The organism is Actinomyces sp. S4-C9 (assembly GCF_000758775.1).
Taxonomy (GTDB): domain Bacteria; phylum Actinomycetota; class Actinomycetes; order Actinomycetales; family Actinomycetaceae; genus Gleimia; species Gleimia europaea.
Map to the genome: position 1 here is coordinate 26,042 of NZ_JRMU01000019.1, position 22,674 is coordinate 48,715.

Below are 22,674 nucleotides of genomic sequence, written 5' to 3' on the forward strand. Positions count from 1 at the left end.
CACACAATGAGCCATAACACCATGATTACACGCGGTTTTTTGCAGGGCCGAGGCTGGGCCGGCGTGTTGAAAAGACGATTTTAGATAGTGACTGAGTTGATGCTGGTAGGGATCCAAGCGTCGGGGTTGGTCGAAATACTAATCGAATACGTGCATGTTGCGATGATGAGGCCGAATACGCCCAGTACAGGCATTGTGTATCCGATTGAGATCATGAATGGGTCTTGGGGCGTAACCAGTTTGTTGGTCAGAAGTGAGAACAGTGGCCCTAAGAATAGTGCGGGGATGACGAGTAAGAACCACGCTACCAGTTGAACGGCAACAACCGATTTGTATGCCATCGCTGTGAACGCCATGAGGGCAAGGGAGATTAACAGCACCAGAAGCCAGTCACTTCCGGAAAGTTTTGGCATGAGCTGAGGCACGTTCAAAATCGTTGGTGTGATTGTGTTTGGGGAGCTTGCGAGCACTAGGAAGATTAGAGAGAGTGCAAAAAGTAGCGTGACGATGAAGTAGCCCGAAAGAGCGGCCGGCCCAGGCTCTTTCTCTGGCTTGAAGTTATTGCGCTTACTCTGGCGTCTTTTCGCGAGCGTGACCATGAGGGCCGTGAAGAGGATGACAAAGGTTTGTAGCGGAAGTTGTTGCCACATGAGCATCGCTTGGGTTGAGCTGGTAGGTGCCGGTGAGATGATTGAGTTTCCGATGAAAAGGGCTGCGAATGCGCCGGCCCACGTGGTTGCAATCACGATGCCAATCGCAGACCAGCGTGTGAGGTAGGCGAGGATGATGATCAAGATAGCAACAACGAGGATGCCTAGCTGACCTGTGGGCGAGCCGAGGGGAATACCCGTGATGCTTCCCTCTTGCAGTAGCGCCGTTGAGTTGTAGAGCAGGGTTAGGATGATTGGTGAGACAACGAATGAGAATACTGCGATGGTGCCCCGGCCCAGCAGGGCTTCGCGTTTTACGAGCGGGGCGTGAGCACGAACGTTTTCGGCAGTTAAACTCATGCCTACACTGTACCCAGCTAAGCTAAGACCGTGGTTGAACCTGGTATGTCGAAGTTCGCGTCACTGGCGGCGTCCGCGCAAATGCGGGATTTGTTGCGCGAAATTGATGAAGGTGTTGCGCGCATCCGTTTTTCGGAGGGGTTGCGCCGCGGCTGGGAGGCGGCGCGGGCGGAGGCCGGCGTGCAGCTCGCCCACTATGAGGCGGCCCTGGTGGGGGCGCGCACGGATTTAGCGCAGTTGCGTTTGGCCACAATGGGACGTGTGTCGGCGGAGGATCCGGCAGTACTTGCGGCGCTCGATATTTGGAAGGCGCACCGCCTGGCTCAGCGGGATTGGGCGCCGTTGAACTCGCGGCGGCCGGTAAAAACTGTGGGACACCCGTTGCCGCAGGTTCTTACGGCAGCGCACAAGGCTCTAACCGCGCGTCTTTGTAGCGTGGGCGTGATCGCTGAGGATGACGTTGCCACCCTTAAAGATCCGCGGGCGCTCACGGCCGTGCGGGCCGTGTTGGAGGCCAAGTTGCCGGCTCCCATGCGTGCGGGTCTGCTCATTTGGTTGTTTGCGAATAGGCCGCTGTTTGCTACTCATTCGGAGCAGCTCGGCCGCGTCCTTGCCCGCCATCATCTGGTGGTGAGCGGGTTCGAGCCCAGTGGCACGCTGTTGATTTCACGCCAGTTGGTGGGGGACGCGCAGGCGAGCCTCGCCCTCAATAACGAGGATGTGGAGCCATGGCTGTACGCCTATTGTGAGGCTATGGCTGCGGCGATTGACCCCACGCTAGACATGATTAGGGGCGTTCAGGCCGGAAAACTGCCGCAGTAGTTTCCACAGGTTCGGCGCAGCGCGTCTTACCCACAACACTGCGCAAGTGATCCGGAACCTTTCACGCCCCCGCATTTTCATGGCTGTATGCGCGTGATTTTGAAAGTGGAAGACCAGGCCAACGAGGTTGTTCGCGTCCTGCAGTTGATGGGGCACACGTTTGAGTGGTTTGGCGAAAGCGTGCCGGAGCCGGGCGATTTATTGATTGTTGAGGATGAATCGGGACCTGCAGGGGTGGGGCCCGGCGTGAATGTGGTGCGCTTGGGTGTGGACGTTGTGTTGCCCGGGGGAGAAGCCCAGCTGATGAGGATCATTGACGCTGGTTTTGCCTCTGGCAGGTTTGCGACGGTCGTTTTTGCAGGGGTGCGCGGAGGGGTAGGAACAACAAGCGCGCTGGCCCGCGCTGCAAAAGGGCTTAGGCATGAGTCGGTTTTTGTGCTGGATTTGGGTGATGATCCAACGCTACGCGTAGCTTTGGCTGATACGCGCGTGACGCTGCTGACGTGGGATGACGTGAATATTTGCGAGGACGTGGTGCTATCGCGCTTGCCCCGTGGAATCCTCGCGGTGGTGGGGGCTAATGGTTGTTCCCCTCCCCAGATAGCTCAGGTGGCGCCGCTTGTACGCGCCTTGCGCCGCGTGGGCCCGGTTCTGATTGATACGGGCAAATGGACCCGTCAGGCGGCCCAGTTTTGTGCGCATGAGGACGCCCGCCCGGTGCTACTAGGTAAGGCCCGGACCGCGCGCATTCAGGTTGAGGTTGCGCGGCAGCGCCTGGTTGATTTCGGTCTTGCAGACCGTGCGGTTTGGCTTCCAAAAAACCCGAAGCTAAAGGATTTGGAGGTGGCTTGTGCGCGCTAGGGATCTGCAAAACCGGATTGCGCGCGGAGAAGTGCCTGCCAAAGCGGTTGGACAGGCGGCCTCCCCGTTGGCGGGGGCGAGCGCATTGGTTAGCTCCGCGTGGACCTTGGACGCAACTATCGCCGGGCCCGGCCCGGCTCTCATGGAGTTGATCTCGCAGGAGGGGGTTAGCGACGTCCTCGTGAATGGGACAACGGTGTGGGTGGATCGGTGCGGACGTATGGAGCGGGCGCAGGTTGAGTTCTCTTCCCCGGCGCAGGTACGGGAGTTAGCGGTGCGCATGGCGGCAACTGCGGGCACGCGTTTGGATGAGGCCATGCCGATTGCAGATGGCACCCTGCCCGACGGCACGCGCTTGCACGCGGTTTTGTCTCCGCCCGCGGTCGGTGGGCCACTGATCTCTTTGCGCACAAAACGGCGCAAGTCTTTCACCTTGGAGGAGCTACGCCAGAACGGCACGTGCACGGGGCCAATGTTTGACGCGATTGTGGGGCTGGTTGAGGCGCGCGCAAACGTATTGCTGTCGGGCGCGACGGGCACGGGCAAAACAACGTTACTGTCTGCGATTTTGTCGAAGGTGGATGCGGGCCAACGCATCATTTGTATTGAGGAGGTTCCCGAGCTTTCTCCCACTCATCCGCACGCCGTAACGATGTGTCAGCGCGGGGCGAATGTGCAGGGTGAGGGCGAGGTGAGCTTAGCGGATTTGGTGCGCGCCGCGATGCGGATGAGGCCGGATCGGCTGGTGCTTGGCGAATGTCGCGGGGCGGAGGTTCGCGACGTCCTCACTGCCTTCAACACGGGCCACGAGGGCGGGTGGGCAACGATCCACGCGAACACTGCGGAGGATGTGCCAGCGCGCTTGGTGGCGCTTGGAGCGCTCGCGGGGATGGCTGATTCAACCGTGCACGCGCAGGCGGCTGCGGCGTTGGATGCGATTATTCACGTGGAGCGCCGCGCTGATGGCAAGCGCGAGGTCACTCAGATAGCGGTGGTGGAGCCTGGCACGTCACTGCGGGTACTGCCGGCTTTAACCCTTGCGGGCAGGGGGTCAGGGTTCGCGGCTCTGCAGGCGCGTCTTCAGGCCGGGGGAGTATCTGGTTTTGGAGCCCCCAATGCGCGGGACATGGCGCAACGCTCGGGGGAGGTCGTTTAGATGAGCGCGTTGGCCGCGGCGGCGTGGACGCTTTTGTTCGTGCTTTTTGCTTCATCGTTGGTGGTTCGCAGGCGTAGGGAGCAGCGAGCGTTCACCGCTTGGATGGGGGCGCGGGAGATGGAACGAAAGCCCGCAGAGCAGGTGTCGGCTGCGATGCTACTCGCGGACGTGGTGGCGCGTTTGCGTTCGGGAGCGGGCGTGGAGGCGGCTTGGCGCGGCGCGATTCTAGACGCTGGTTTGCCGTGGGGCGGGATGGATAGTCGGGGCGTTCCACAGTTGCCAAAGCAGTTGTGCGGATCGGCTCCGTCGGTGGAGGCGGCGTGCCGGTTGACGCATCAGATTGGGGCGCCGCTGGCTCAGATTCTGGAGTCGATTTTGGAAACGATTGATGAGGTCGATGCGGCGAATCGGGATCGTGAAGTGGCGCGGGCTGGCCCGGAAACCACGGCGAAGTTGCTGACTGCACTGCCTCTTTTAGGCGTGGTGGCGGGGTTTGCGGTGGGTGTGGATGTGGTGAGGCTTTGGTTTGCGGGCGGCGTGGCAACGGTTGGACTTGTTGTGGGGGCCATGTTTTGGGTGGCGGGTGTGGTGTGGGCGAAGCGGTTGATTGCGGCGGCGTCGCGGGAGGGGGAGCGGATTGACCCGGTGGTGCTGGTGGATCTGCTGGTTGCCAGTTTGAGTTCGGGAGCGTCCATTCCGCATTCGTTGGATGCGCTGGGGGTGGCTTGCGGGGAGTCTCAGTTTGAGCGTTGCGCAGCTTTGCTTCGTATTGGCGCGCCTTTTGATGCGTTGCAGGAGCAGGTTAGCGAGGATGCGCTACCTATCGTTGCGGCGTTGCGGCCGGCGTGGACTTTGGGGGCGTCTCCGATTCCAATGTTGCGGCTACTTGGCGGGCGCATTCGGGCAACGAGGGCGGCCAAGGCGCGCGGTGAGGCGCAGAGGCTAGCTGTGCGCCTGGTCCTCCCGCTTGGGTTGTGTCTGCTTCCCGCGTTCGTGGCAATCAGCGTGGTGCCGATAGTGGCGTCAATAACCCTGCCCGGGTTTTAGTGTCGTTGCACCTACGCGTCGGCCGAATCGTCCTCGCCGTTTTGCTTGGCAGTTCGGGGCACGACGATCAGTTCGGTGTTGTATTCGTGGCAGATTTCCAGTACGGAACGCGATGGTTCAACGTCGGTAATTAGGTAGTCGAAGTCGCCAAGTTCAGCCGTTTTGCACAGTGCGCGGCGAGTGAACTTCGTGTGATCAGCCACCAGAATCCGAATCTGCGCGGCCCGCAGCATCGCCTGTTTTGTTTCCGCTACGTAGTCGTACGGGTTGTACACCGCTCCGTCGGTGATGGCCGTGTCGGACATTAGGCAGAAGTCGGCACGGAACCGCTCCACCTCGGCAACTGTTCGCGCCCCATAAAAGGAGTTGGACCACGGCGAATAGCGTCCACCCAAGCAATGTAGCTCCACCATGGGGGCTCGCCCCACCGCCTGCACCACGGCCAGAGAGTTTGTGATGACCGTAAGCGGAGAGCGCCCCGTCAGTTCGTGAAGCGCAGGCAGGCACGAGGAGGAGTCGTCAATCATTAGGGATGAAGCACGCGGAATCAGTTCGCTAATCACCGGGGTAAACGATTCCTTAACCTCGGTCAAAATACCGGATCGGAGCATGGAGGAAAGGTCTACAACTGTTGATTCCGCCGGCTCCACGTACCCGCGGCCCAGACTAACCAGTCCTTCGCTGACCAGTTGGGAGACGTCGCGGTAGACGGTGACAACGGAGACGTCGAGGAGCTCTGCAAGCTCCTCGACGTCTAGGCCGCCAGCTTCGAGCACGGCGCCTACCAGCCGAGCTTTCCGGCGCTCTTGTGCACTTAGCTTTTTCAAACAGTCCTCATTACTTCTTGTGCGGGACTACCGCCACCTTGATTCCGGTGCCATTAGCCGCCACGGTAATAGCTTCGTGAACGTCCGCAAGCTCAAACGTGTGAGTATGCAAAGACTTCACATCTATTTTACCCTCACCGATAAGGCGTAGCGCTTTTTCATGCGCTGCACGGCCCGCGTTGGACGCGCCGGTGATAACGAGTTCACGATAGTGAATGAGGTTCGGATCGATCTGCGCTTTAGCGACCTTAGAGAAGCCCGCGAAAGCGTTTACGTGACCGCCCTTGCGCATGCACAAAAGCACGTCCTCAACAAGTTCAGGCCTGCCAATGCAGATCACGCCAATGTCCGCGCCTTCTCCGTCGGTCAGGTTTTTACAGAACTCAGCGAGGTCCGTCTGCGTGGGATCCACAGTGTGCGTGGCACCCATCTTCTTGGCAAACTCCCGCCTCGATTCTGACGGGTCAGAAACAATGATGTTGCTGGCTCCCGCCAGGCGACACACCTGGGTGTGTAGCAAACCGATTGGCCCAGCACCCGCTATGAGAACTGTGTCTCCAATGCCGGGCTGGTAGTTGTGCGCGCCATTAATCACGCAGCCAAGTGGTTCGGCCAAAGCAACCTCAACGGCACTTAGATGCGAGGGCGCTTTAAACACGCCACCTCGTTGCAACGCCTCGGCGGGAATACGAATGTATTCAGCCAGCCCGCCGTTGATTGCGTATCCGAAGATTTTGGAGTCGGTGCACAGGTGTTCCATACCGCGGCGGCAGTAGTAGCACTGTCCGCACGGCACGGTTGGGAGGACGCCTACCAGGTCTCCAACTTCGAACCCCTCAACTTCGGAGCCAACCTCTTCAACGTACCCAGAGATTTCATGTCCGAGGACGATGCCAAGGTCGATGCCCGCAGTTTTTTCACCGCGGAGGATGCGCCCATCCGTGCCGCACACGGTGTTTGCTCCCACGCGGAGAACGAGGCCGTCGGTACCTGCGCTAGGCTTCTCAATTTCTCTTAGTTCGAGCTGTCCAGGTCCTGCAAAAACCGCGGCTTTCACTTGGCATCACCGTGAACAATCGCAGAGAGTTCCTTCATGACGCCAGCCATATCTTCTACCTGCCAGACGTTGCGGCCGTAGATCAGGCCGCGAGCGCCCGACTCGATGGCCTCGCCAGCTAGGCGGCTAACTTCGCTGCGGTCAGCTGCGGAGCCGCCGAGGGTAAGAACGGGAATGTTACCAACCTCTTCAATCAAGGTGCGTTCGGCTTCAACATCGCCCACGTATTCGGTCTTGATAGCGTCAGCACCGATCTCAGCGGCAATGCGGCACATCTGGCGCAGGAGCTTGGGGTCCTTTTGGTCTTCGTTTCGCAGGCCCCACAGGGTTGCTTCAACAATCACGGGCAGGCCAATCTGGTGAGCTTCCGCGATGAAATGAGCAACTTCCTGCACGTTGTCGTAGAACATGCCGTCAGCAACGGGGCGTCCGATTAGGTACATGCATACGGCGGTGGCGCCAAGTTCAAGGGCCTCTTGAGGAGTGGTGAGAACCCGGTAGGCCTCTCCCATCTCCTTTTTCATGTTCGGGTCCAGGGTGGTCCAGTCTACGCGCAGGATCGGTTCGGGTCCGCCGCGCCGGCCAAACAGGTGTGCTCCCTGCTCCAGCATTCCGCGGTTTAGGAGGATGCCCTCGGGGTTGCCCTCAACGATTCTTTCAAGCAAATCTACGGGATTGCCCAGCCCGTCGGGGATTGGTAGAGACTGGCCGTGGTCGAATGCCACAATGAACGACCTGTTGGTCTTACTGTCAAAAATTCGTGATAGTCGAATGTTCTTGCCGGTCATGTTTTCTCCTAATATTCTTCGTCTACTTCAGGGTCTTTACCGAGTCGGCCAACTGCGATCTGATCGAGCGTGCGCATATTGTTTTCGCTCAGTTTGATGCGCGGGGCCGAAAGATTGTCTTTCCATCTGTCTGGGTTTGCGGACTTAGCTACCGATGAGATTCCGCGGGCAGAAGCCCACGCGATGCACACTGCGGCGGGTGAGCAAGAGTGCTCAGCCGCAATCTTCTTGACGTCAGGGTGTTCAAGAAGGCCCTTGCCGCGTCCAATAACTCCCCAACCTTGCGGTGCAATGTCGTTTTCAAGGCAGAAATTCACGAGGTCGATTTGCGCAAACCCAGGGTGTACCTCGAACTGGTTCACTGCCGGGTATTCGCCGAACTCCTCGCGGATTTTTTGTAGGTGCGCGATGGGGAAGTTGCACACGCCAATGTTCTTGATGAAACCTTCTTCACGTAGCTGCATGAGCGCCTCGTAAGACTCTAGGTAGAGCCCTAGGCGCGGTAGGGGCCAGTGAATGTGGTACAGGTCGATGTAGTCCAGCCCAAGGTTTCTTAGCGTGGCAAAAAATGCGCGTCTAGCTTGCTCTAACCCTTGGTCGCCACCGCGCAGTTTCGAGGCAACAAGTACCTCTTCTCGCTCCACGCCGGAGTTTAGGACGCCTTGCCCTACTCCATATTCGTTGTGGTAGCGCTGCGCGGTGTCGACCATACGGTAGCCGTCGCCAATTGCACGTGCTACGCAAGTGGCTGCGTGCGCGTCATCTAGCTTCCATGTGCCATACGCAACGGCTGGAATTTTCATACGGGTTTTCTCCTTATCGACGCTGAATGTCGGCAAGCTTGTGGCTCATCGGAGCCGTTGCCGGGTACAGGTCGAGGTAGGTTTGGAACATTTCGGAGTAGAGCTCGAGGTTGTCCTCATTTGGCACGATTTCGCGCTCGGCTCGGTTCCAAACGGCGGTTTCATCTACGCATCCGGCTGCCATTGCGGCTAGTAGTGCGTCACCGTAGGAGGCGCCGATCGTTACCTCGGGGATGTACTGCTTAATGCCGATAATGTCGGACATGATTTGAGGCCAGAGCCCGCCGGTGGTTCCGCCGCCAACAGCCCAGTATTCGGTTGCTTGGCCGCCGCAGCCCCGGATCGTTTCCAGCAGGTGGCGAGAACCAAATCCGGTAGCTTCAAGCGCGGAGCGGTAAATGTCGCCCTACTTGTGCGTTAGGTTTAGGCCGGCCAGCAGGCCGCGCGCGTCCGGATCTGCAATAGGTGTGCGTTCGCCCGAGAAGTACGGCAACATGATCAGGCCGTTCGATCCGGGTTTGGACTGCGCGGCCATCTCGGAAAGCTCGTCATATCCGAGGCCGGTGAGTTCGCTGATCCACGTGGTTAGAGAACCGGTGGTTGACATGCCGCCCGATAGGTTCGAGGTGCCTTCGAGCAGGCCTGCGCAAGACCACAGCGACGGGCCTTCGAGAGCACGGTCCGAGATCTGTACTGCCACCATGGTGGAGCCGTACATCAGCATGACTTGACCCGGCTGGCGCACGCCTACCGACAGTGCTTCAACGAATGCGTCAACGGAGCCTACGGCCACTGGTGTTCCGGGGCGCAGGCCGGTGATGCGAGCAGCGTTATCGGTGATGCGACCGGCAATCTCGTTAGACCACATCAGGCGCGGCATTGGAAGATCACCGCAAATGTCCTCGACCCACTCATCTACCCAGTCGTTGGTAAACGGCGAGTAGAGAGGCTCGCACATGGATGCGGCCAGGTGGTCTAGTACGTATTCGCCCGTCAGGTGGAACACGCAGTAGGTGTGTGCCATCAGGAAGCGGCGAGTCTTGGCCCAAACCTCGGGCTCGTTGCGCTTAACCCATTCGATCTTCGGGCCCACGGACTGGGACCTCATGCCGTTGCCACACTTCTTCAGCACGGCCTCTTCGCCGTAGCGTTCGGTGAGCTCGTCAATTTCCTTAGAGGAGCGGGTGTCAACGCCGTAGAGGATTGCGTTGCGCAGCGGCGTGCCGCGCTCATCAGCGGCGAGGAACACGGGGCCGATGCCCGAAATACAAAGACCTGCTACGTCGCCCTTCGCGCGGGTTGCGAGTTCGCGGCAAATCTTAACAACGTCGGACCACCACACTGCGTCCGCATCGTGTTCTGCCCATCCGGGCTTGGGGAATGAGGTTTCGTGCCTAACTACTTCCGAGTAGAGCACGTTGCCCTTGGTGTCTGAAAGCACGCCTTTAGTGGAACCGGTGCCAATATCAATGCCTATAACTAGATCTGCCATGGCTTTAATCTCCTTTGACCTTGCCAGCCATCGTTGATCGCTTGTTGCATTCAACGCCACCAAGTTATCAAGAAAATGATATATGCGATACTACTTTTGAGAAAAAGCTTTAGAACTTTCCAATTCGTTGCCAAATTTCACCTATACTCGGCGCTATGAAGCCTGATACCCCATTTGTTGGATCCGACCGAGACTCTCTGATTCGTTTGGCCCGCGCCATGGGGCGCGTGGACGCGATGGCATTTGACGTGGACGGCACGCTTGCAGACGCAAGCTCGTACGTTCCAAAAAGCACGATCAGCGCGCTGGCCCGCCTCGCAAATGCCGGTGTTCAGCCAGTAATCATCACCGGGCGCGTGTACCCGGCCGCCTCGAAGATTCTTCATGACGCGCACTGCCCGGGCATTGTCGTAGCCTCAAATGGGGCGGTAGTGGGCGACTGCGAAACAGATGAAATCTTGTACCAGCACCCTATGGAGCCGGAGTTTTCGCGCGGCCTCATAGATCTTGGCCGTAAGCACGACCTGTCGATCACGCTGTTCCTGTTCGACTCAATGGTTTCTGATCGCGACGATTTTTCTGCCCGGTTCTTGAAGGACGCGAATGAGGGGTTGGCCGTGCGGATTGAGGACATTGATCAGATTGACCCGGACCTCATTTTGAAAATCATGTACGCCCATCCCGATCCGCAGGTGCTTGACCGGCTGACTCCGGAGCTTCTTGAGCGTTTCCCGGATTTGCAGCGGTCTTTGAACAACTACTTTGAGATTGTTTCGCCTGGCGAAGGCAAGAAGAAGGCGCTACACATTGTGGCGGACAAGTTGGGATGGGATCTAGAGCGTGTTGCTGGATTTGGTGACGGCGGCAATGACGTGCATTGGATGCCTGAAACCGGCTGGCCCATCGCGATGGAGAACGCGCGCGATGAGGTGAAGGCGATCGCTCGCGGCGTCATTGGCCACCACAACCACGGGGGCGTTGAAAACTTCATTGACGCCTACCTGCACGTGCACGGCTAAACGTAGTTTTGATTGGTGAGGCCGCCTCGAGCATCTGCCGGGGCGGCCTTGCCGTGTCCCTAGGTTGAAATCTACCCACAGGCCCGACAAACCGGGGCGTGTCCACAGCGGCTCCCAGGTGGCCTCGAATGCCGATTTGGAGCGCGAAATAGTTGCGGTGACATATCGAGAAGGAGGGAAAATATGTCACCACAAAAACGAATTTCCATGCGGATGTTCGCGCCCTATTGGCAGGGTCGTTCGATGCGCGGAGACATTGATGGCGCGCGGCGTGATTTTGATGAGGGTGGTTTTGTTACCGCGGAATACGCGGTGGGTATTTTGGCAGCGGTCGCGTTCGCTGGAGTTTTGCTGGCGGTGCTCAAATCCGGGGCAATAAAGTCGATGCTCACGTCAATCATCCAGTCGGCGCTCAGTGTCTAGGTTGAAGGGCGAGGCGGGGATGGTAACGGCTGAAACCGCGGTTACCATCCCCGCGCTTCTCGCAGTTTTTGCTCTGATGATTGCAGGAGTGTCAGCCGCAACTAGTCAGGGCCAGGCATGCCACGCGGCGCGAACAGCTGCGCGAGCGGTGTCCGTTGGTATGAGTGACGCGCAGGCGTCCAGCTTGGCAGTCCAGTCGGTTTCACGCGAAGCAAGCGTGTCGATCGCGCACGCGGGAGCCGGCGCCACGGTAACCGTACAGATGTCTGCGGGCACCCTAGCAGTGCCGGTTCGGTGTGAGGTTTCCGTGCAAAAAGAGTCCAGCTTTGCACCGTGATGAGCAGGGAGGGGCGGCTATGAAAGCGGCGAACACGGCGGCGCTCACACGGGGCGATAGCCAGCGTGTGGCCCGCGGATTACCCGCTGCGGCCCAACATTGGGCTTCGAAAAGGAGTGCACACAGCGAGGCCGGCAACGCCACTGTGAGGGCGATTGCGGTTGCGACAGCTCTGGTAATGATTGCAGCAATGGCGGCACTTGCACTTGGAGTTTTGGCCGCAAAAACTAGGGCGCAGGCGGCTCTAGACCTAGCCACGCTAGCTGGCGCGTCGGCATTGATCGATTCAGTTGGCGCTACCTACGGGGCTGATCCGTGCGCGGTGGTGAGCCGAGTGTGTGCAAGCAATGGCATCGCGCTGACCAGTTGCGTCGCTGACGGGCTCGACGTTGTTACCGCAGCCAGTGTGCGGGTGTCCTCGTATTACGTACATGTGCGCTCGCGAGCGGGCCCCAAGAACCCGCAGGTGCTTAGCCAAGTTCAGTTTGACCATTGGTGATGCGGCTTAGGCAACGCGGGGCCGGCTAGGCGGGGCAGTGTTCGATCAGATAGCGCAAGAGGGTGCGGGCTCCTGATTTAGACAGGGGTTCGTTGCGGTTGCCGCACTTGGGTGATTGCACGCAGGAGGGGCAGCCGTCCTCGCAGGGGCAAGCCTCAATCACGTTGAGGGTTGCCCGCACCCACTCGTAGGCATTCTTCCAAGCGTGCTCGGCAAAACCAGCGCCCCCGGGGTAGGCGTCGTGTACAAAAACCGTGGGCATGCCCGTTTGTTCGTGGTCGGCCGCCGATAGGCCGCCTAGATCCCAGCGGTCACACGTGGCTAGTAGCGGCAAGATGCCGATGGAGGCGTGCTCTGCCGCATGCAGAGCGCCGGGCAGGTCCGCGGCTGGCACTCCAAGTTTGGCGGCCACGGCCTCGTCGATCTGCCACCACACGGACATGGTTAGTAGCTTTTGTACCGGCATGTCCAACTTGGTGTTCGAGATGAACTGCAGGCCGGACAGACGCAGCGTGTCAAAGTCGGTGACTTGGGAAGACACTTCTACTTCGCCAAAACTCCACGTAACCGCACCATCGCTCCAGGTGTCCGTGGCGTTCAAGATCTGCACGCGCGACTGCACCGTTGGGCGAGTGCGCAAGTCGGTCACCACCGGGCGCACCAAAGCCACGCGGGTGCCGCCCGTAGCTGCGCTGGTTGCGCCCGAACCTGTGCCGCGCAAAGCACCACCCGCAACTGCGGGCTGCGAAGTTAGCTCGGTGACCTGGAAGGTGCGGCCTTGATGCACGTAAATCGCCCCCGGATGCACTTGCGCGCTAGCTTGGTCTGAAGCCACGGTGCCAATCACGGTGCCCGTGGCTTCTTCCACCACCTGCACCTCCATCGCGCTGCCGCGCAATTCCGTCAGGTCGTGCGCGCGCATCGGTAGCGCCACGTTCCAATACCATCCGCTTGGGCGCCGCCGCAGGTAACCCTGCTCCGCCAACGCGTCAAAAACCGTTGTCGACTCCAGCCCAAACAGTTCCAAATCCGCCTCGGTTAGCGGAAGTTCGCTCGCTGCCGCGCACAGGTGCGGTGTCAACACGTACGGGTTTGCCGGGTCAAACGTGGTGGCCTCGGCTGCCTCCAAAATCAGGTTGGGATTATGGATTATGAACGAATCAAGCGGATTATCCGAGGCAATCAGCACCGAGACTCCGTGTGCGCCGGCCCTGCCCGCACGCCCCACCTGCTGCCACAGCGATGCGCGTGTGCCCGGCCAACCGGCCGTGATCGTCGCGTCCAGGCCAGAAACATCAACGCCGAGCTCCAGCGCGTTAGTGGTTGCCAGTCCGGCCACCGCGCCCGTGCGAAGCGAGGTTTCCAAAGCGCGACGCTCCTCCGGCAAATATCCGCCGCGATAAGACGCCACTTTAGACATTAGCTGCGGCGCTCGCGTTGACAGCACATCCCGCGCCTTCGCCGCAACCGATTCCGCGGCCGCCCGCGAGCGCACAAACGTCAGCAGTTTCCCGCCGCGTTGCACCATTTCAGCCATCAAGATAGCGGCCTCCGAGGTAGCAGACCGGCGTTGCATGCCCGCTAAGAGCACGCGGGTTTCCTCTCCCTCGGCCTCGATGGCAGCAAGGAAGTCTTCAATCGGCATGTCTTTTGGGGCCATGAATGCCGGCTGCCACAGCACCAGGTCTTTCGGGCCGGACGGTGAACCGTCTTCCGTCACCCACACGACCTCGCCCTCGTGAACGCCAATCAAGTTCGCGGCAGTGCGTTCGGCCTCGGACACGGTTGCCGAAAGCATGATGACAGTTGGATCCGCGCCAAGGTGGCGGGCAATGCGCAACAGGCGGCGCAGAACGAGGGCGATGTGCGCTCCGGTAACGCCGCGCCAATAGTGCATTTCATCGATCACTATGAACCGCAGGCCAGAAAGCAGGCGCGTCCACCGCTCGTGACCGGGCAGGAGGACGTGGTGCAAATAGTCCGGGTTTGTGAGGATCACGTCGGCAAACCCGCGAGCCCAATCCTTCGCTTCGCGAGGCGTGTCCCCGTCTGCCGTGCCGATGCGCACAGAAAGAGGCTCCTTGCCACCTGCAATCACGGCCTGCAAATGCTGCAACTGGTCCGCTGCCAGCGCCTTCGTTGGCGCCAAGTACAAGGCGGTGGGGCGGTGTCGCATCTGCGAAAGACGAGTGCCAGATCCTTCCTCGATGGCCGAAAGAATCGGTAGCCAAGCGGCAAGTGACTTGCCCGAGCCCGTGCCCGTAGAAATCACGGTATGCCAGCCCTCGTAGGCCGCTGTGGCGGCCTGTACCTGGTGCGACCAGGGCCGCTTAATTCCCATCCGCTCATAACTGGCCACCACGCGCGGATGCGCCCATTCGGGCCAATCAGCTAGACGCTCCTCGCGCCCCGGTACGGTCAGGGTGGAAACCAGGCGGTCACTGGTGCCCGCAATCGAAGACAGTGCGCCCAGCAGGCGCTGCGCCATTGACTCCGCCTGCCCGCCCATTACTAATTCGCTAACTGCGTTGCAACGCCCTTAGCTATCGACTGCATGAAGTTGATGCCATCCATGCCAGAGGCCACGCCAGCGGAAATGTTATCCACCAGCTGCTCCTCGTTCATGCCCGCATCCACCGAGCAAATATAATCCGCACAAACCTCAATCATGTCGTCGCTTACAAGCGTGTAAATCGTGGGGAAGTAGCGTTCCCGGTTCCACTGGTCCGCAGCCGTGAACAGTGCTGCCATTGCCTGCATCGACATCGGCAGATCCGTTTTCCATAAAATCCGAACCGACAAGAACTTACCCGAGGTGGTGAAAGCAAACTGGAACGGGAAGCCCGAGAAGTTCGCCAGGCCAAAGCCCTCCTCCTCGAACACTTCAAACGAGGTGCCCATCGACTCAACCGCTTGCCCGATGCGCTCAAACGTTACCGGCGCGGGAACCTTCGGGTCATCTGATACCACGTGCAAAGTCATCGGCCTACCTCCTCTTCATCGCGCGAAGCATCAACGAGGTGGGGCAGCGCTTTCTCTAAATCCTGGAAATAGCCGAGCACCATGGTAAGAGCCGTCTCGTAAAAATCTGTCAGTTGCGCCTTTGTGGCACCCTTTGAAATCACGAGGCTGGCCTCTGCTCCCACGCTGAACTCGGCGGCCTCCTTTATAGGAATCAGATAGGCTTTTGGGCCAGAGCGCTGCACGTTACACGCGTGCACCTGCTGAGTTAGTAGCCCAAAATCGTCCTCGGACTTTGAAACGCCGCGCCAAAGCCCGCGAATCTGCAGGATTGACGGCGACGAGAAGTTTACAAAAATGAGGCCCGTCTGCGCCGCAAACACGAACTCGTGCTCACCATTTTCGTGAATGTCGAACCCATCTTCTGAGTTATCAAGCTCGCACAGGAAATGTCGGACGCGTTCTGGTGTCACTAGCGATGGGATTTCCGCCGTCACTGCCACTCTCCTCGTATCAGCCTCAAACTCTTTTCATCTGATAACAGGTTAGGTGAGGTGGATCGCTCGCGCGCGTCGAATCGAATCAAATGGAGCGGGATGAGATTATTATTCACTGGTAACACGTGGAGGGAACAAGAGTGAGCGACCAGGGGCAAACCCCGATATTCACAGCGAATAGTCGGCGCACACTACGCGTCGTACTCACTTTTGGTGCGCTCCTAGCGCTACTTCTGCTGGCCATCGGGGGCTTGTATACGACCGTGGGCCAACTTCTGGATCAGGCGGCTTTGGACGTTGCGATGCAGCGCGCCTCCAGCTTCGACTGGGTTAACGGCATACTGACCAACTCGATCTCGCTGTATACCGTTGCGATTGCCGCGGGCGTAATCATGCTGATTGCGGCCGTGCGAGGACGCTTCGCACTCGCGCTGCGTGCCGGCGTGATGATACTCGGCGCAAACCTAATGACGCAGGTGCTGAAAACCTACCTGCTACACCGCCCCTACCTGGGGATCGGTTTTGACCTGCCCAACTCGTTCCCATCGGGACACACCACACTCCTGGTGTCGCTGGCGTTGGCGCTCGCGGTTGTGCTGCCGCGTGAAATCCGCTCAATCACGGGGTTTGTGCTGTCGTTTGTGGTGGCCGGTCTGGTCATTTCAATAGTTATCCTCGGCTGGCACAGGCCCCTAGACGTTATCGGAGGCATCCTCGTGGCGTTCATGTGGGCGATGGCGCTTGCGCCGCAGGAGGAACCCAGCCCGCCGTCGGACCGCCTAAATACCGGGGCAATCATCGGTTCTTTGGTAGTCCTCGTTCTGCTGATTACCGCGTTCGTGATTAAGCGCGATCAGTTGGCGGCAACTCTTACGCACATCTCGCAGGGGGTGCCGGTAGACGCTTTAGCTGCTGGATCTCGCGCGCTTGCCCACATTTACACCGTCGGCACGTGCGCGATACTCGCCGCCCTGGTTGTATTAGCCATTAACCTCGTGGTCTACCTTCAAACCGGGCGCAAACGCGCATAAAACGAGGCCGGGATGCGCCCGGCCTCGCTCATGTTATCTGGATCAAGTGCTACTTCTTGGTTGAATCTGTAGCGCCGCGCCAAATGTTGATGCCGGCTTCAACCGCGTACTGGTCGATCTGCTCGATTTCTTCGTCGCTGAACTCCAGGTTTTCGGTGGCCTTGAGGTTTTCCTCCAGCTGCTTAACCGAAGACGCGCCAATCAGGGCCGAATCCACGCTGTAGCCATTCTGGTCGCGGAGCACCCAAGAGATCGCCATCTGTGCCATCGTCTGGCCGCGCTGCTCCGCGATCTTTGACAGTTTGCGTACATGATCCAGGTTCTCTTCGCGAAGCATGTCGTGGCTGAGCGACTTGCCTGCCGCCGCCCTCGAATTCGCAGGAATTCCGTGCAGGTAGCGGCCAGTAAGCAGGCCCTGCGCCAGCGGGCTGAACACGATCATGCCCATGCCTTCGCGCGCGCACGTCTCGATCAGGTTCGGCTCGCCCTCCTCAACCCACCTGTTCAACATCGAGTAGGACGGCTGGTGAATAGCCAGCGGCGTGCCCAGGTCGCGCATGATTGCCTGCGCCCGCATCGTATCTTCTGGCGAGTATGAAGAAATACCCACGTATAGCGCTTTGCCGGCTTTGACCGCGCTATTGAGTGCAAGCATGGTTTCTTCAAGGTCGGTGTCGGCGTCGGGGCGGTGAGAATAGAAAATGTCCACGTAGTCCAGGCCCATGCGCTGTAAAGACTGATCCAGCGAGGCCGTCAGGTACTTACGCGAACCGCCGTTGCCGTAGGGGCCGGGCCACATATCCCAGCCGGCTTTGGAAGAAATGATGAGCTCGTCACGGTAGGGAAGCAGGTCCTCGTGCAGGATGCGGCCAAAGTTCTTCTCTGCGCTACCAAATGGAGGTCCGTAGTTGTTGGCGAGGTCGAAGTGGTTAACCCCCAGGTCGAATGCGCGGCGAACGATGTCGCGCTGGGTTTGTAGCGGCTTGTCGTCGCCGAAGTTGTGCCAAAAGCCAAGCGAGACGGGAGGAAGTTGCAGGCCGGTCTTGGCCAGGCGACGGTATTCCACGTTGTTGTAGCGGTCCGGAGCTGGCGCGTACTCGTTGACGCCGTAGTTTTGGATTCTGGAAGCCCTCATGTTTCCCTCTCTGCGCGTTTTGTGACGCATTGCACATGCGCGCGACGCAGAAAATAGCGAATACGTTCTTGTTAATCGTACCCAGGGATCGAACGGATTTTGAGCGGGGCCGGGAATTGCCTGAAATGTTAGGAAAAGTAGCGTCTGCCTCGCCTCGAAAATCGGTTTAGAGTCCGCGCCACGCCGAAACGATATACGAATTGACCCCCTATCTAGTAGTTGCAACAGTGTAACTACACAACATGTAGGGGTTGTGGTGCGTTTTCGATGTCATGCGCCAACTCTTACGTAACGATGCAAAACCCCAACCTAAAAGGAAGCAGTGAGCGAGTATGCACTCAGAAAATGGCGCCGTTCCGGTTTACAACGTGGACGCAATCTCAACCATCGACGAGTACCTGGATCAGTCTGACTGGCGTGTAAACGCGAACGCGAACCAGGATTACTCCGTGGGCGGCCTCATTCTCAATACGGCTGGGAAAATGGTTGCAAACTACTGGCTCACGCGTGTTTTCAGTGCCGAGGCCGGCACTGCGCACCGCGAGGGTGACATTCACATTCACGACCTCGACATGCTGTCGGGCTACTGCGCCGGATGGTCCCTCAAACAACTTCTGCAAGAGGGCTTCAACGGGGTTCCGGGCGCTATCGCATCCGCGCCGCCCAAGCACTTCTCGTCCGCCTGCGGCCAGATTGTGAACTTCCTGGGCACCTTGCAGAACGAGTGGGCGGGAGCGCAAGCGTTCTCCTCGTTTGACACCTACATGGCGCCTTTCGTACGCCTGGACAACATGAGCTACGAAGACATCTTGCAAAACATGCAAGAGCTTATCTACAACCTGAACGTGCCCTCGCGCTGGGGTTCGCAGTGCCCGTTTACGAACCTGACGTTTGATTGGATCTGCCCGGAGGACTTGAAGAACGAAACACCCCTCATTGGCGATGAGCTGTGCGACTTCACCTACGGTGACCTGCAGGCGGAAATGGACATGATTAACCGCGCGTTCATGGAGGTCATGACGGGCGGTGACGCGGACGGGCGCGTGTTCACGTTCCCGATTCCTACCTACAACATCACTCCCGATTTTGATTGGGAGGGCGAAAACACGGATCTGCTGTTTGAGATGACCGCGAAGTATGGCCTGCCCTACTTCCAGAACTTCTTGAACTCGGACCTTGATCCGGGCATGATCCGTTCGATGTGCTGCAGGCTCCAGTTGGATCTGCGTGAACTGCTCAAGCGCGGGAACGGCCTGTTTGGATCGGCAGAACAGACCGGTTCGATTGGCGTTGTGACGATCAACATGGCGCGCCTCGGATACCTGTTTGCGGGTGATGAGGACGGCTTGTACAAGCGTTTGGACCAGCTGATCGATATTGCCTCTGACACGCTGGAGAAGCGGCGCAAGGTTGTACAGCACTACATGGATAACGGGCTGTTCCCCTACACCAAGCGCTACCTGGGTACGTTGGATAACCACTTCACCACTATCGGCGTGAACGGCATGAACGAGATGGTTCGCAACTTCACGCTGGATGAACATGACATTACGAGCGAGTATGGCCACGACATGGCGGCGCGCATCCTCGATCACGTGAATGAGCGCATGGTTCATCTTCAGGAGAGCACGGGCAACCTGTACAACCTGGAGGCCACGCCTGCGGAGGGCACCACTTACCGTCTGGCGCGCGAGGATCAGAAGCGTTTCCCCACCATCATTCAGGCGGGCACGCCGGACGCGCCCTACTACACGAACTCTTCGCAGCTGCCGGCTGGTTACACGGATGATCCGTTTGAGGCCCTCGAAATGCAGGAGGAGTTGCAGGGCAAGTACACGGGCGGAACAGTGCTGCACCTGTACATGGGCGAGCGCGTCTCCTCGGCTAAGGCTTGCAAGGAACTCGTGCGCCGCTCGCTGGCCGCGTTCAAGGTTCCCTACATTACGATCACTCCGACCTTCTCGATCTGCCCAACGCACGGCTATCTCGCGGGAGAGCACTTCGATTGCCCCAAGTGTGCAGATCGTGGACGCGAGCAGGCATGCGAGGTATGGACCAGGGTTATGGGCTACTTCCGCCCGGTCACTTCGTTTAACACTGGCAAGCAGTCGGAGTACAAGGAACGCCAGATGTTCACTGAGCAGGCGGCAAGCGAGCACGGTCCGCTACGCTCTCGCGTTGCACAAAAGGCGCAATTGGAGGCGCAAGCATAGTGTTTGAGGTGGATGCGCGGGACCTTCAGATTGCGGGTCTCGCGCCCATGTCTACCGTGGACTGGCCGGGCAAACTTGTTGCCACGGTGTTCACGCAGGGGTGCCCGTGGGCATGCGGGTATTGCCACAATCACGCGATCATTGACACGCTTGTGCCCGGCGTTGTTGCGTGGGGCGAGGTAGTTGCTTTGATGCGTCGCCGTCAGGGCCTGCTCGATGGCGTGGTGTTTTCCGGAGGAGAAGCCACGCGCCAGCGCGCCCTGTTTGCCGCCGTGGCGGAGGTGAAACAGATGGGTTTCGAGGTGGGTCTGCACACTGCCGGGCCGTACCCGAAGCTGCTTGATGAACTGCTTGGCACCGGCCTGGTTGATTGGGTGGGCATGGATGTGAAAGCCACCGCGCAGAACTATCCGCGCGTTGTGGGCCGGCCTAACTCGGGTGAGAAGGCGTGGGAGTCACTGGGCATCCTGCTTCGCCGCGCTCGCGAGCAGGAGTTTGACTACGAAGTGCGCCTAACTGCTTTCCCCGCCTCGTCTGGTGATGAGCTGGACGTGGCACGCGGATGTTTGGAGGCTGGCGTGCAATCCTTTGCGCTCCAGCAGGCAAGGGCAGAAGGGGCGCCCGATAATTTCCAGGCGGATCTGCCCGGATGGCAGGATCAATTCGATGCGCTCGCTCGCGATATCGGCGCTCTTGGCTTTGATTCCTTCATTGTTCGCCCCGCTTAAACTCTGGAAATGCGCTAGGTTCATGGAATACTAGCCACGTCAGATATTTGCCTATAAGGGGACTTCCATGAACACGGATCCGACTGCTTCACCGCAAAGACCGGATTTAGCGCAGATTGCCGCCAACCCGGCAACTAACCTGGAAGTTTTACGCACGCTCGCTTTTGAATACCCAAAGTTGCGTCCGGTGATTGCGCTGAACCCATCCACCTATCCGGGTCTTTTGGAGTGGCTGGGCGAATTTGATGACGAGGCCCTAAAGGCTGCCCTGAAGCAGCGTGAGGAATCCGGCCCGGTCTACCCCTCTGACTCGGCGGGTGCGCCGCTCGCGGCCGGCGCGGCAGCTGGGGCGGGTTCGCGGGAGCCGGTGCGTAACTCTGCACAGACTGCGGACGCAAGCGAGGAAGACTTACAGCAGCATTCGAATAAGACGGGCCTGATCGCGCTGATCATCCTGCTTGTTATTGCGATCCCATTGGTGTTTGTAGCTGCGAAACTGCTTGTTGGCACTCCCACGGCTCCCCAGCCAGAACCCTCTACTACTGTTTCCGCAGAGTCGGAGGCCACCGCCACTCCCTCGGATACGGGGGCATCGGAGGAGGCCACTACGGCCGCGGAAATCAAGTTCCCGGCTCCTGGAGAGGCCGCGGATTTGGAGCTGGTTGCGGCTCCCTCGGGAAATATTCTTTGCAAACTGGCAGACGGGTCGGTGGCATGCACGGTTTTGCAAACCCAACAAGGTATGCATGGCGGGGCATGTGATGACGGATCTGTAACGGTTGTGGCAACCGCGGAGGGCGCGAAGCGCGATTGCTCGTTGCGCGTGAATGCGGAGGGCGCAGCCAAGGTGGATTACGGCCAGTTCGGCAAGTCCGGGGACGTTGCGTGCGGGTCTCAGTACAACGGGATTTCGTGTTGGAACGTGAAGACGGGCCAGGGATTCGCCGTATCGCGACAGGGCTGGGCTACGACCGATAAGGGATTCTTGCCCGAAGACCAGTTCCCCTGGGTCCAGTAGGTCTGCGAGCGCTAAACCTCCACGCCAAGTTTTTCGGCAACGGCGGTGAGGATTTGCGAGGCCCCTCCCTCTATCCGTAGATCGGCATAGGCATCTATCTGGGTGGGGCCGCGATTAATCACGACGAGTTTGGTGCCGGGATTGCGCAACCCCTTTTGGGCTACCCAAACGCCTGTTCCCACGATCATCGAGGAGCCAACTACCAGCAGCACGCCTGCCTCGCGCGCATATTGGAACGCCAGGTCCATGGCGTCTGCGGGCAGCATCTCGCCGAAAAATACCACTGAGGGTTTTAGCGGGCCGCCGCACTTTGGACATGGCGCAACCTTGAAGGTTGAGGCGTTAGCACCAGCCTCGTCCACGTTGGCGAGGATTGCCACATGCGCCGGATCAGGGTCGTCCACGACGCCCGGGTTTAGTTTGCGCAGCCACTGGTCAACCTCGCTGCGCGGATAGTTAGCGCCGCACATGACGCAGTCCGCGGTATCGAAGGTTCCGTGTAGCAGGGCGGGGCGGTCAATGCCGGCTCGCACGTCGAGCCCGTCCACGTTTTGCGTGGCAATGCCATTTACGTATCCAGCCTTTTGCAGGGCGGCAACGGCCAGGTGCGCGCGGGTGGGGGAGAGTCCGGCAACGGTCTTCCAGGTTTCTTGGTTGCGCTGCCACACCCAGCGCTGCCACTTTGGGTCTGACATGAATAGGTCGAAGTCCACGGTTTGGCCGCCGGAGGATCCCGTGCCGCGGTAGTCGGGGATTCCCGCGTCGGTGGACATGCCTGCGCCCGCGATGATGGCGGTGGTGTTTTCGCGCATCATGTCCGCAAGTGCATCAACTTTTGCCTGGTTCGTTTCGCTAAGTTGCGTGTAATTAGTCACTTCAGATCACCCTGTTTCCCATTGTAGGCGCGGAAAACCGCAAAATGTCGCGGCTAAGTGAGGGGCTGTTGATTA

The 22,674-nt window shown here is 59.2% G+C and carries 22 protein-coding genes and 1 pseudogene; 12 read left to right on the forward strand and 11 right to left on the reverse strand.

Going from position 1 to position 22,674, the window contains the following annotated elements; translation table 11 throughout:
- Nucleotides 1-80: 80 nt before the first annotated feature.
- On the reverse strand, nucleotides 81-1,010 hold the full coding sequence (locus tag HMPREF1628_RS07600) for a hypothetical protein (protein ID WP_034510529.1): 930 nt from the start codon (nucleotides 1,008-1,010) through the stop codon (nucleotides 81-83).
- Nucleotides 1,011-1,055: 45 nt separating this feature from the next.
- On the opposite strand from HMPREF1628_RS07600, the gene HMPREF1628_RS07605 reads away from it, so the two are divergent.
- The 4 genes from HMPREF1628_RS07605 (at nucleotide 1,056) to HMPREF1628_RS07620 (ending at nucleotide 4,896) form a co-directional block, all read left to right on the forward strand.
- Complete coding sequence (locus HMPREF1628_RS07605) at nucleotides 1,056-1,832, forward strand: hypothetical protein (protein ID WP_034510533.1); 777 nt, start codon at nucleotides 1,056-1,058, stop codon at nucleotides 1,830-1,832.
- A gap of 87 nt (nucleotides 1,833-1,919) precedes the next feature.
- Nucleotides 1,920-2,693: a hypothetical protein gene (locus HMPREF1628_RS07610; RefSeq protein ID WP_034510536.1), complete on the forward strand. Its 774-nt coding sequence runs from the start codon at nucleotides 1,920-1,922 to the stop codon at nucleotides 2,691-2,693.
- A complete protein-coding gene (locus HMPREF1628_RS07615) occupies nucleotides 2,683-3,849 on the forward strand; it encodes a TadA family conjugal transfer-associated ATPase (RefSeq protein WP_052038998.1) in 1,167 nt (388 codons plus the stop codon). Before HMPREF1628_RS07610 ends, HMPREF1628_RS07615 begins: the two co-directional genes overlap by 11 nt.
- Nucleotides 3,850-4,896: a type II secretion system F family protein gene (locus HMPREF1628_RS07620; protein ID WP_034510538.1), complete on the forward strand. Its 1,047-nt coding sequence runs from the start codon at nucleotides 3,850-3,852 to the stop codon at nucleotides 4,894-4,896.
- An 11-nt stretch (nucleotides 4,897-4,907) separates the two neighbouring features.
- Here HMPREF1628_RS07620 and HMPREF1628_RS07625 read toward each other — a convergent pair whose 3' ends face one another.
- The 5 genes and pseudogenes from HMPREF1628_RS07625 to HMPREF1628_RS07645 all read right to left on the reverse strand — a co-directional run bounded on the left by HMPREF1628_RS07625 (nucleotide 4,908) and on the right by HMPREF1628_RS07645 (nucleotide 9,863).
- Nucleotides 4,908-5,723, reverse strand: coding sequence for a DeoR/GlpR family DNA-binding transcription regulator (locus HMPREF1628_RS07625; protein ID WP_034510541.1), 816 nt, complete (start codon nucleotides 5,721-5,723; stop codon nucleotides 4,908-4,910).
- 10 nt (nucleotides 5,724-5,733) lie between these two features.
- On the reverse strand, nucleotides 5,734-6,780 hold the full coding sequence (locus tag HMPREF1628_RS07630) for a zinc-dependent dehydrogenase (RefSeq protein ID WP_034510544.1): 1,047 nt from the start codon (nucleotides 6,778-6,780) through the stop codon (nucleotides 5,734-5,736).
- Nucleotides 6,777-7,568, reverse strand: a complete 792-nt coding sequence (locus HMPREF1628_RS07635; protein WP_034510547.1) for a class I fructose-bisphosphate aldolase — start codon at nucleotides 7,566-7,568, stop codon at nucleotides 6,777-6,779. Before HMPREF1628_RS07635 ends, HMPREF1628_RS07630 begins: the two co-directional genes overlap by 4 nt.
- A gap of 8 nt (nucleotides 7,569-7,576) precedes the next feature.
- Nucleotides 7,577-8,371 (reverse strand): aldo/keto reductase, encoded by a 795-nt coding sequence (locus tag HMPREF1628_RS07640; protein ID WP_052038999.1) that lies wholly within the window; start codon nucleotides 8,369-8,371, stop codon nucleotides 7,577-7,579.
- 13 nt (nucleotides 8,372-8,384) lie between these two features.
- Nucleotides 8,385-9,863 (reverse strand): annotated as a pseudogene (locus HMPREF1628_RS07645) (FGGY-family carbohydrate kinase).
- Between the two features lie 155 nt (nucleotides 9,864-10,018).
- Between HMPREF1628_RS07645 and HMPREF1628_RS07650 the strand changes: the two are divergent.
- The 4 genes from HMPREF1628_RS07650 to HMPREF1628_RS07665 all read left to right on the forward strand — a co-directional run bounded on the left by HMPREF1628_RS07650 (nucleotide 10,019) and on the right by HMPREF1628_RS07665 (nucleotide 12,141).
- A complete protein-coding gene (locus HMPREF1628_RS07650; RefSeq protein WP_034510553.1) occupies nucleotides 10,019-10,882 on the forward strand; it encodes a Cof-type HAD-IIB family hydrolase in 864 nt (287 codons plus the stop codon).
- A gap of 183 nt (nucleotides 10,883-11,065) precedes the next feature.
- Complete coding sequence (locus HMPREF1628_RS07655; RefSeq protein ID WP_102218256.1) at nucleotides 11,066-11,305, forward strand: DUF4244 domain-containing protein; 240 nt, start codon at nucleotides 11,066-11,068, stop codon at nucleotides 11,303-11,305.
- On the forward strand, nucleotides 11,298-11,642 hold the full coding sequence (locus tag HMPREF1628_RS07660) for a TadE family type IV pilus minor pilin (protein WP_034510556.1): 345 nt from the start codon (nucleotides 11,298-11,300) through the stop codon (nucleotides 11,640-11,642). The genes HMPREF1628_RS07655 and HMPREF1628_RS07660 overlap by 8 nt, the downstream gene beginning before the upstream one ends.
- A 19-nt stretch (nucleotides 11,643-11,661) precedes the next feature.
- Nucleotides 11,662-12,141: a flp pilus-assembly TadE/G-like family protein gene (locus HMPREF1628_RS07665; protein WP_052039001.1), complete on the forward strand. Its 480-nt coding sequence runs from the start codon at nucleotides 11,662-11,664 to the stop codon at nucleotides 12,139-12,141.
- A 25-nt stretch (nucleotides 12,142-12,166) separates the two neighbouring features.
- On the opposite strand, the gene HMPREF1628_RS07670 is transcribed toward HMPREF1628_RS07665, so the two are convergent.
- From HMPREF1628_RS07670 to HMPREF1628_RS07680, 3 genes are read right to left on the reverse strand one after another with little or no spacing between them, the layout of a single operon-like run.
- Nucleotides 12,167-14,650, reverse strand: a complete 2,484-nt coding sequence (locus HMPREF1628_RS07670; RefSeq protein ID WP_052039002.1) for a DEAD/DEAH box helicase — start codon at nucleotides 14,648-14,650, stop codon at nucleotides 12,167-12,169.
- A gap of 2 nt (nucleotides 14,651-14,652) precedes the next feature.
- A complete protein-coding gene (locus tag HMPREF1628_RS07675; protein WP_052039003.1) occupies nucleotides 14,653-15,123 on the reverse strand; it encodes a YbjN domain-containing protein in 471 nt (156 codons plus the stop codon).
- Entirely contained in the window at nucleotides 15,120-15,599 is a 480-nt protein-coding gene (locus HMPREF1628_RS07680) for a YbjN domain-containing protein (protein WP_052039004.1), read from the reverse strand. Before HMPREF1628_RS07680 ends, HMPREF1628_RS07675 begins: the two co-directional genes overlap by 4 nt.
- Before the next feature lie 140 nt (nucleotides 15,600-15,739).
- Here HMPREF1628_RS07680 and HMPREF1628_RS07685 point away from each other — a divergent pair, with 140 nt between their 5' ends.
- A complete protein-coding gene (locus HMPREF1628_RS07685) occupies nucleotides 15,740-16,630 on the forward strand; it encodes a phosphatase PAP2 family protein (protein WP_034510558.1) in 891 nt (296 codons plus the stop codon).
- 49 nt (nucleotides 16,631-16,679) lie between these two features.
- Here HMPREF1628_RS07685 and mgrA read toward each other — a convergent pair whose 3' ends face one another.
- A complete protein-coding gene (gene mgrA / locus HMPREF1628_RS07690) occupies nucleotides 16,680-17,765 on the reverse strand; it encodes an L-glyceraldehyde 3-phosphate reductase (RefSeq protein ID WP_052039005.1) in 1,086 nt (361 codons plus the stop codon).
- 332 nt (nucleotides 17,766-18,097) lie between these two features.
- On the opposite strand from mgrA, the gene HMPREF1628_RS07695 reads away from it, so the two are divergent.
- The 3 genes from HMPREF1628_RS07695 (at nucleotide 18,098) to HMPREF1628_RS07705 (ending at nucleotide 21,724) form a co-directional block, all read left to right on the forward strand.
- On the forward strand, nucleotides 18,098-19,978 hold the full coding sequence (locus tag HMPREF1628_RS07695; RefSeq protein WP_034510561.1) for a ribonucleoside triphosphate reductase: 1,881 nt from the start codon (nucleotides 18,098-18,100) through the stop codon (nucleotides 19,976-19,978).
- Complete coding sequence (locus HMPREF1628_RS07700) at nucleotides 19,978-20,706, forward strand: anaerobic ribonucleoside-triphosphate reductase activating protein (RefSeq protein WP_034510563.1); 729 nt, start codon at nucleotides 19,978-19,980, stop codon at nucleotides 20,704-20,706. The genes HMPREF1628_RS07695 and HMPREF1628_RS07700 overlap by 1 nt, the downstream gene beginning before the upstream one ends.
- A gap of 67 nt (nucleotides 20,707-20,773) precedes the next feature.
- Nucleotides 20,774-21,724 (forward strand): variant leucine-rich repeat-containing protein, encoded by a 951-nt coding sequence (locus HMPREF1628_RS07705; protein ID WP_034510566.1) that lies wholly within the window; start codon nucleotides 20,774-20,776, stop codon nucleotides 21,722-21,724.
- Nucleotides 21,725-21,735: 11 nt separating this feature from the next.
- Here HMPREF1628_RS07705 and HMPREF1628_RS07710 read toward each other — a convergent pair whose 3' ends face one another.
- Complete coding sequence (locus HMPREF1628_RS07710; protein WP_034510569.1) at nucleotides 21,736-22,599, reverse strand: SIR2 family NAD-dependent protein deacylase; 864 nt, start codon at nucleotides 22,597-22,599, stop codon at nucleotides 21,736-21,738.
- Nucleotides 22,600-22,674 lie beyond the last annotated feature (75 nt).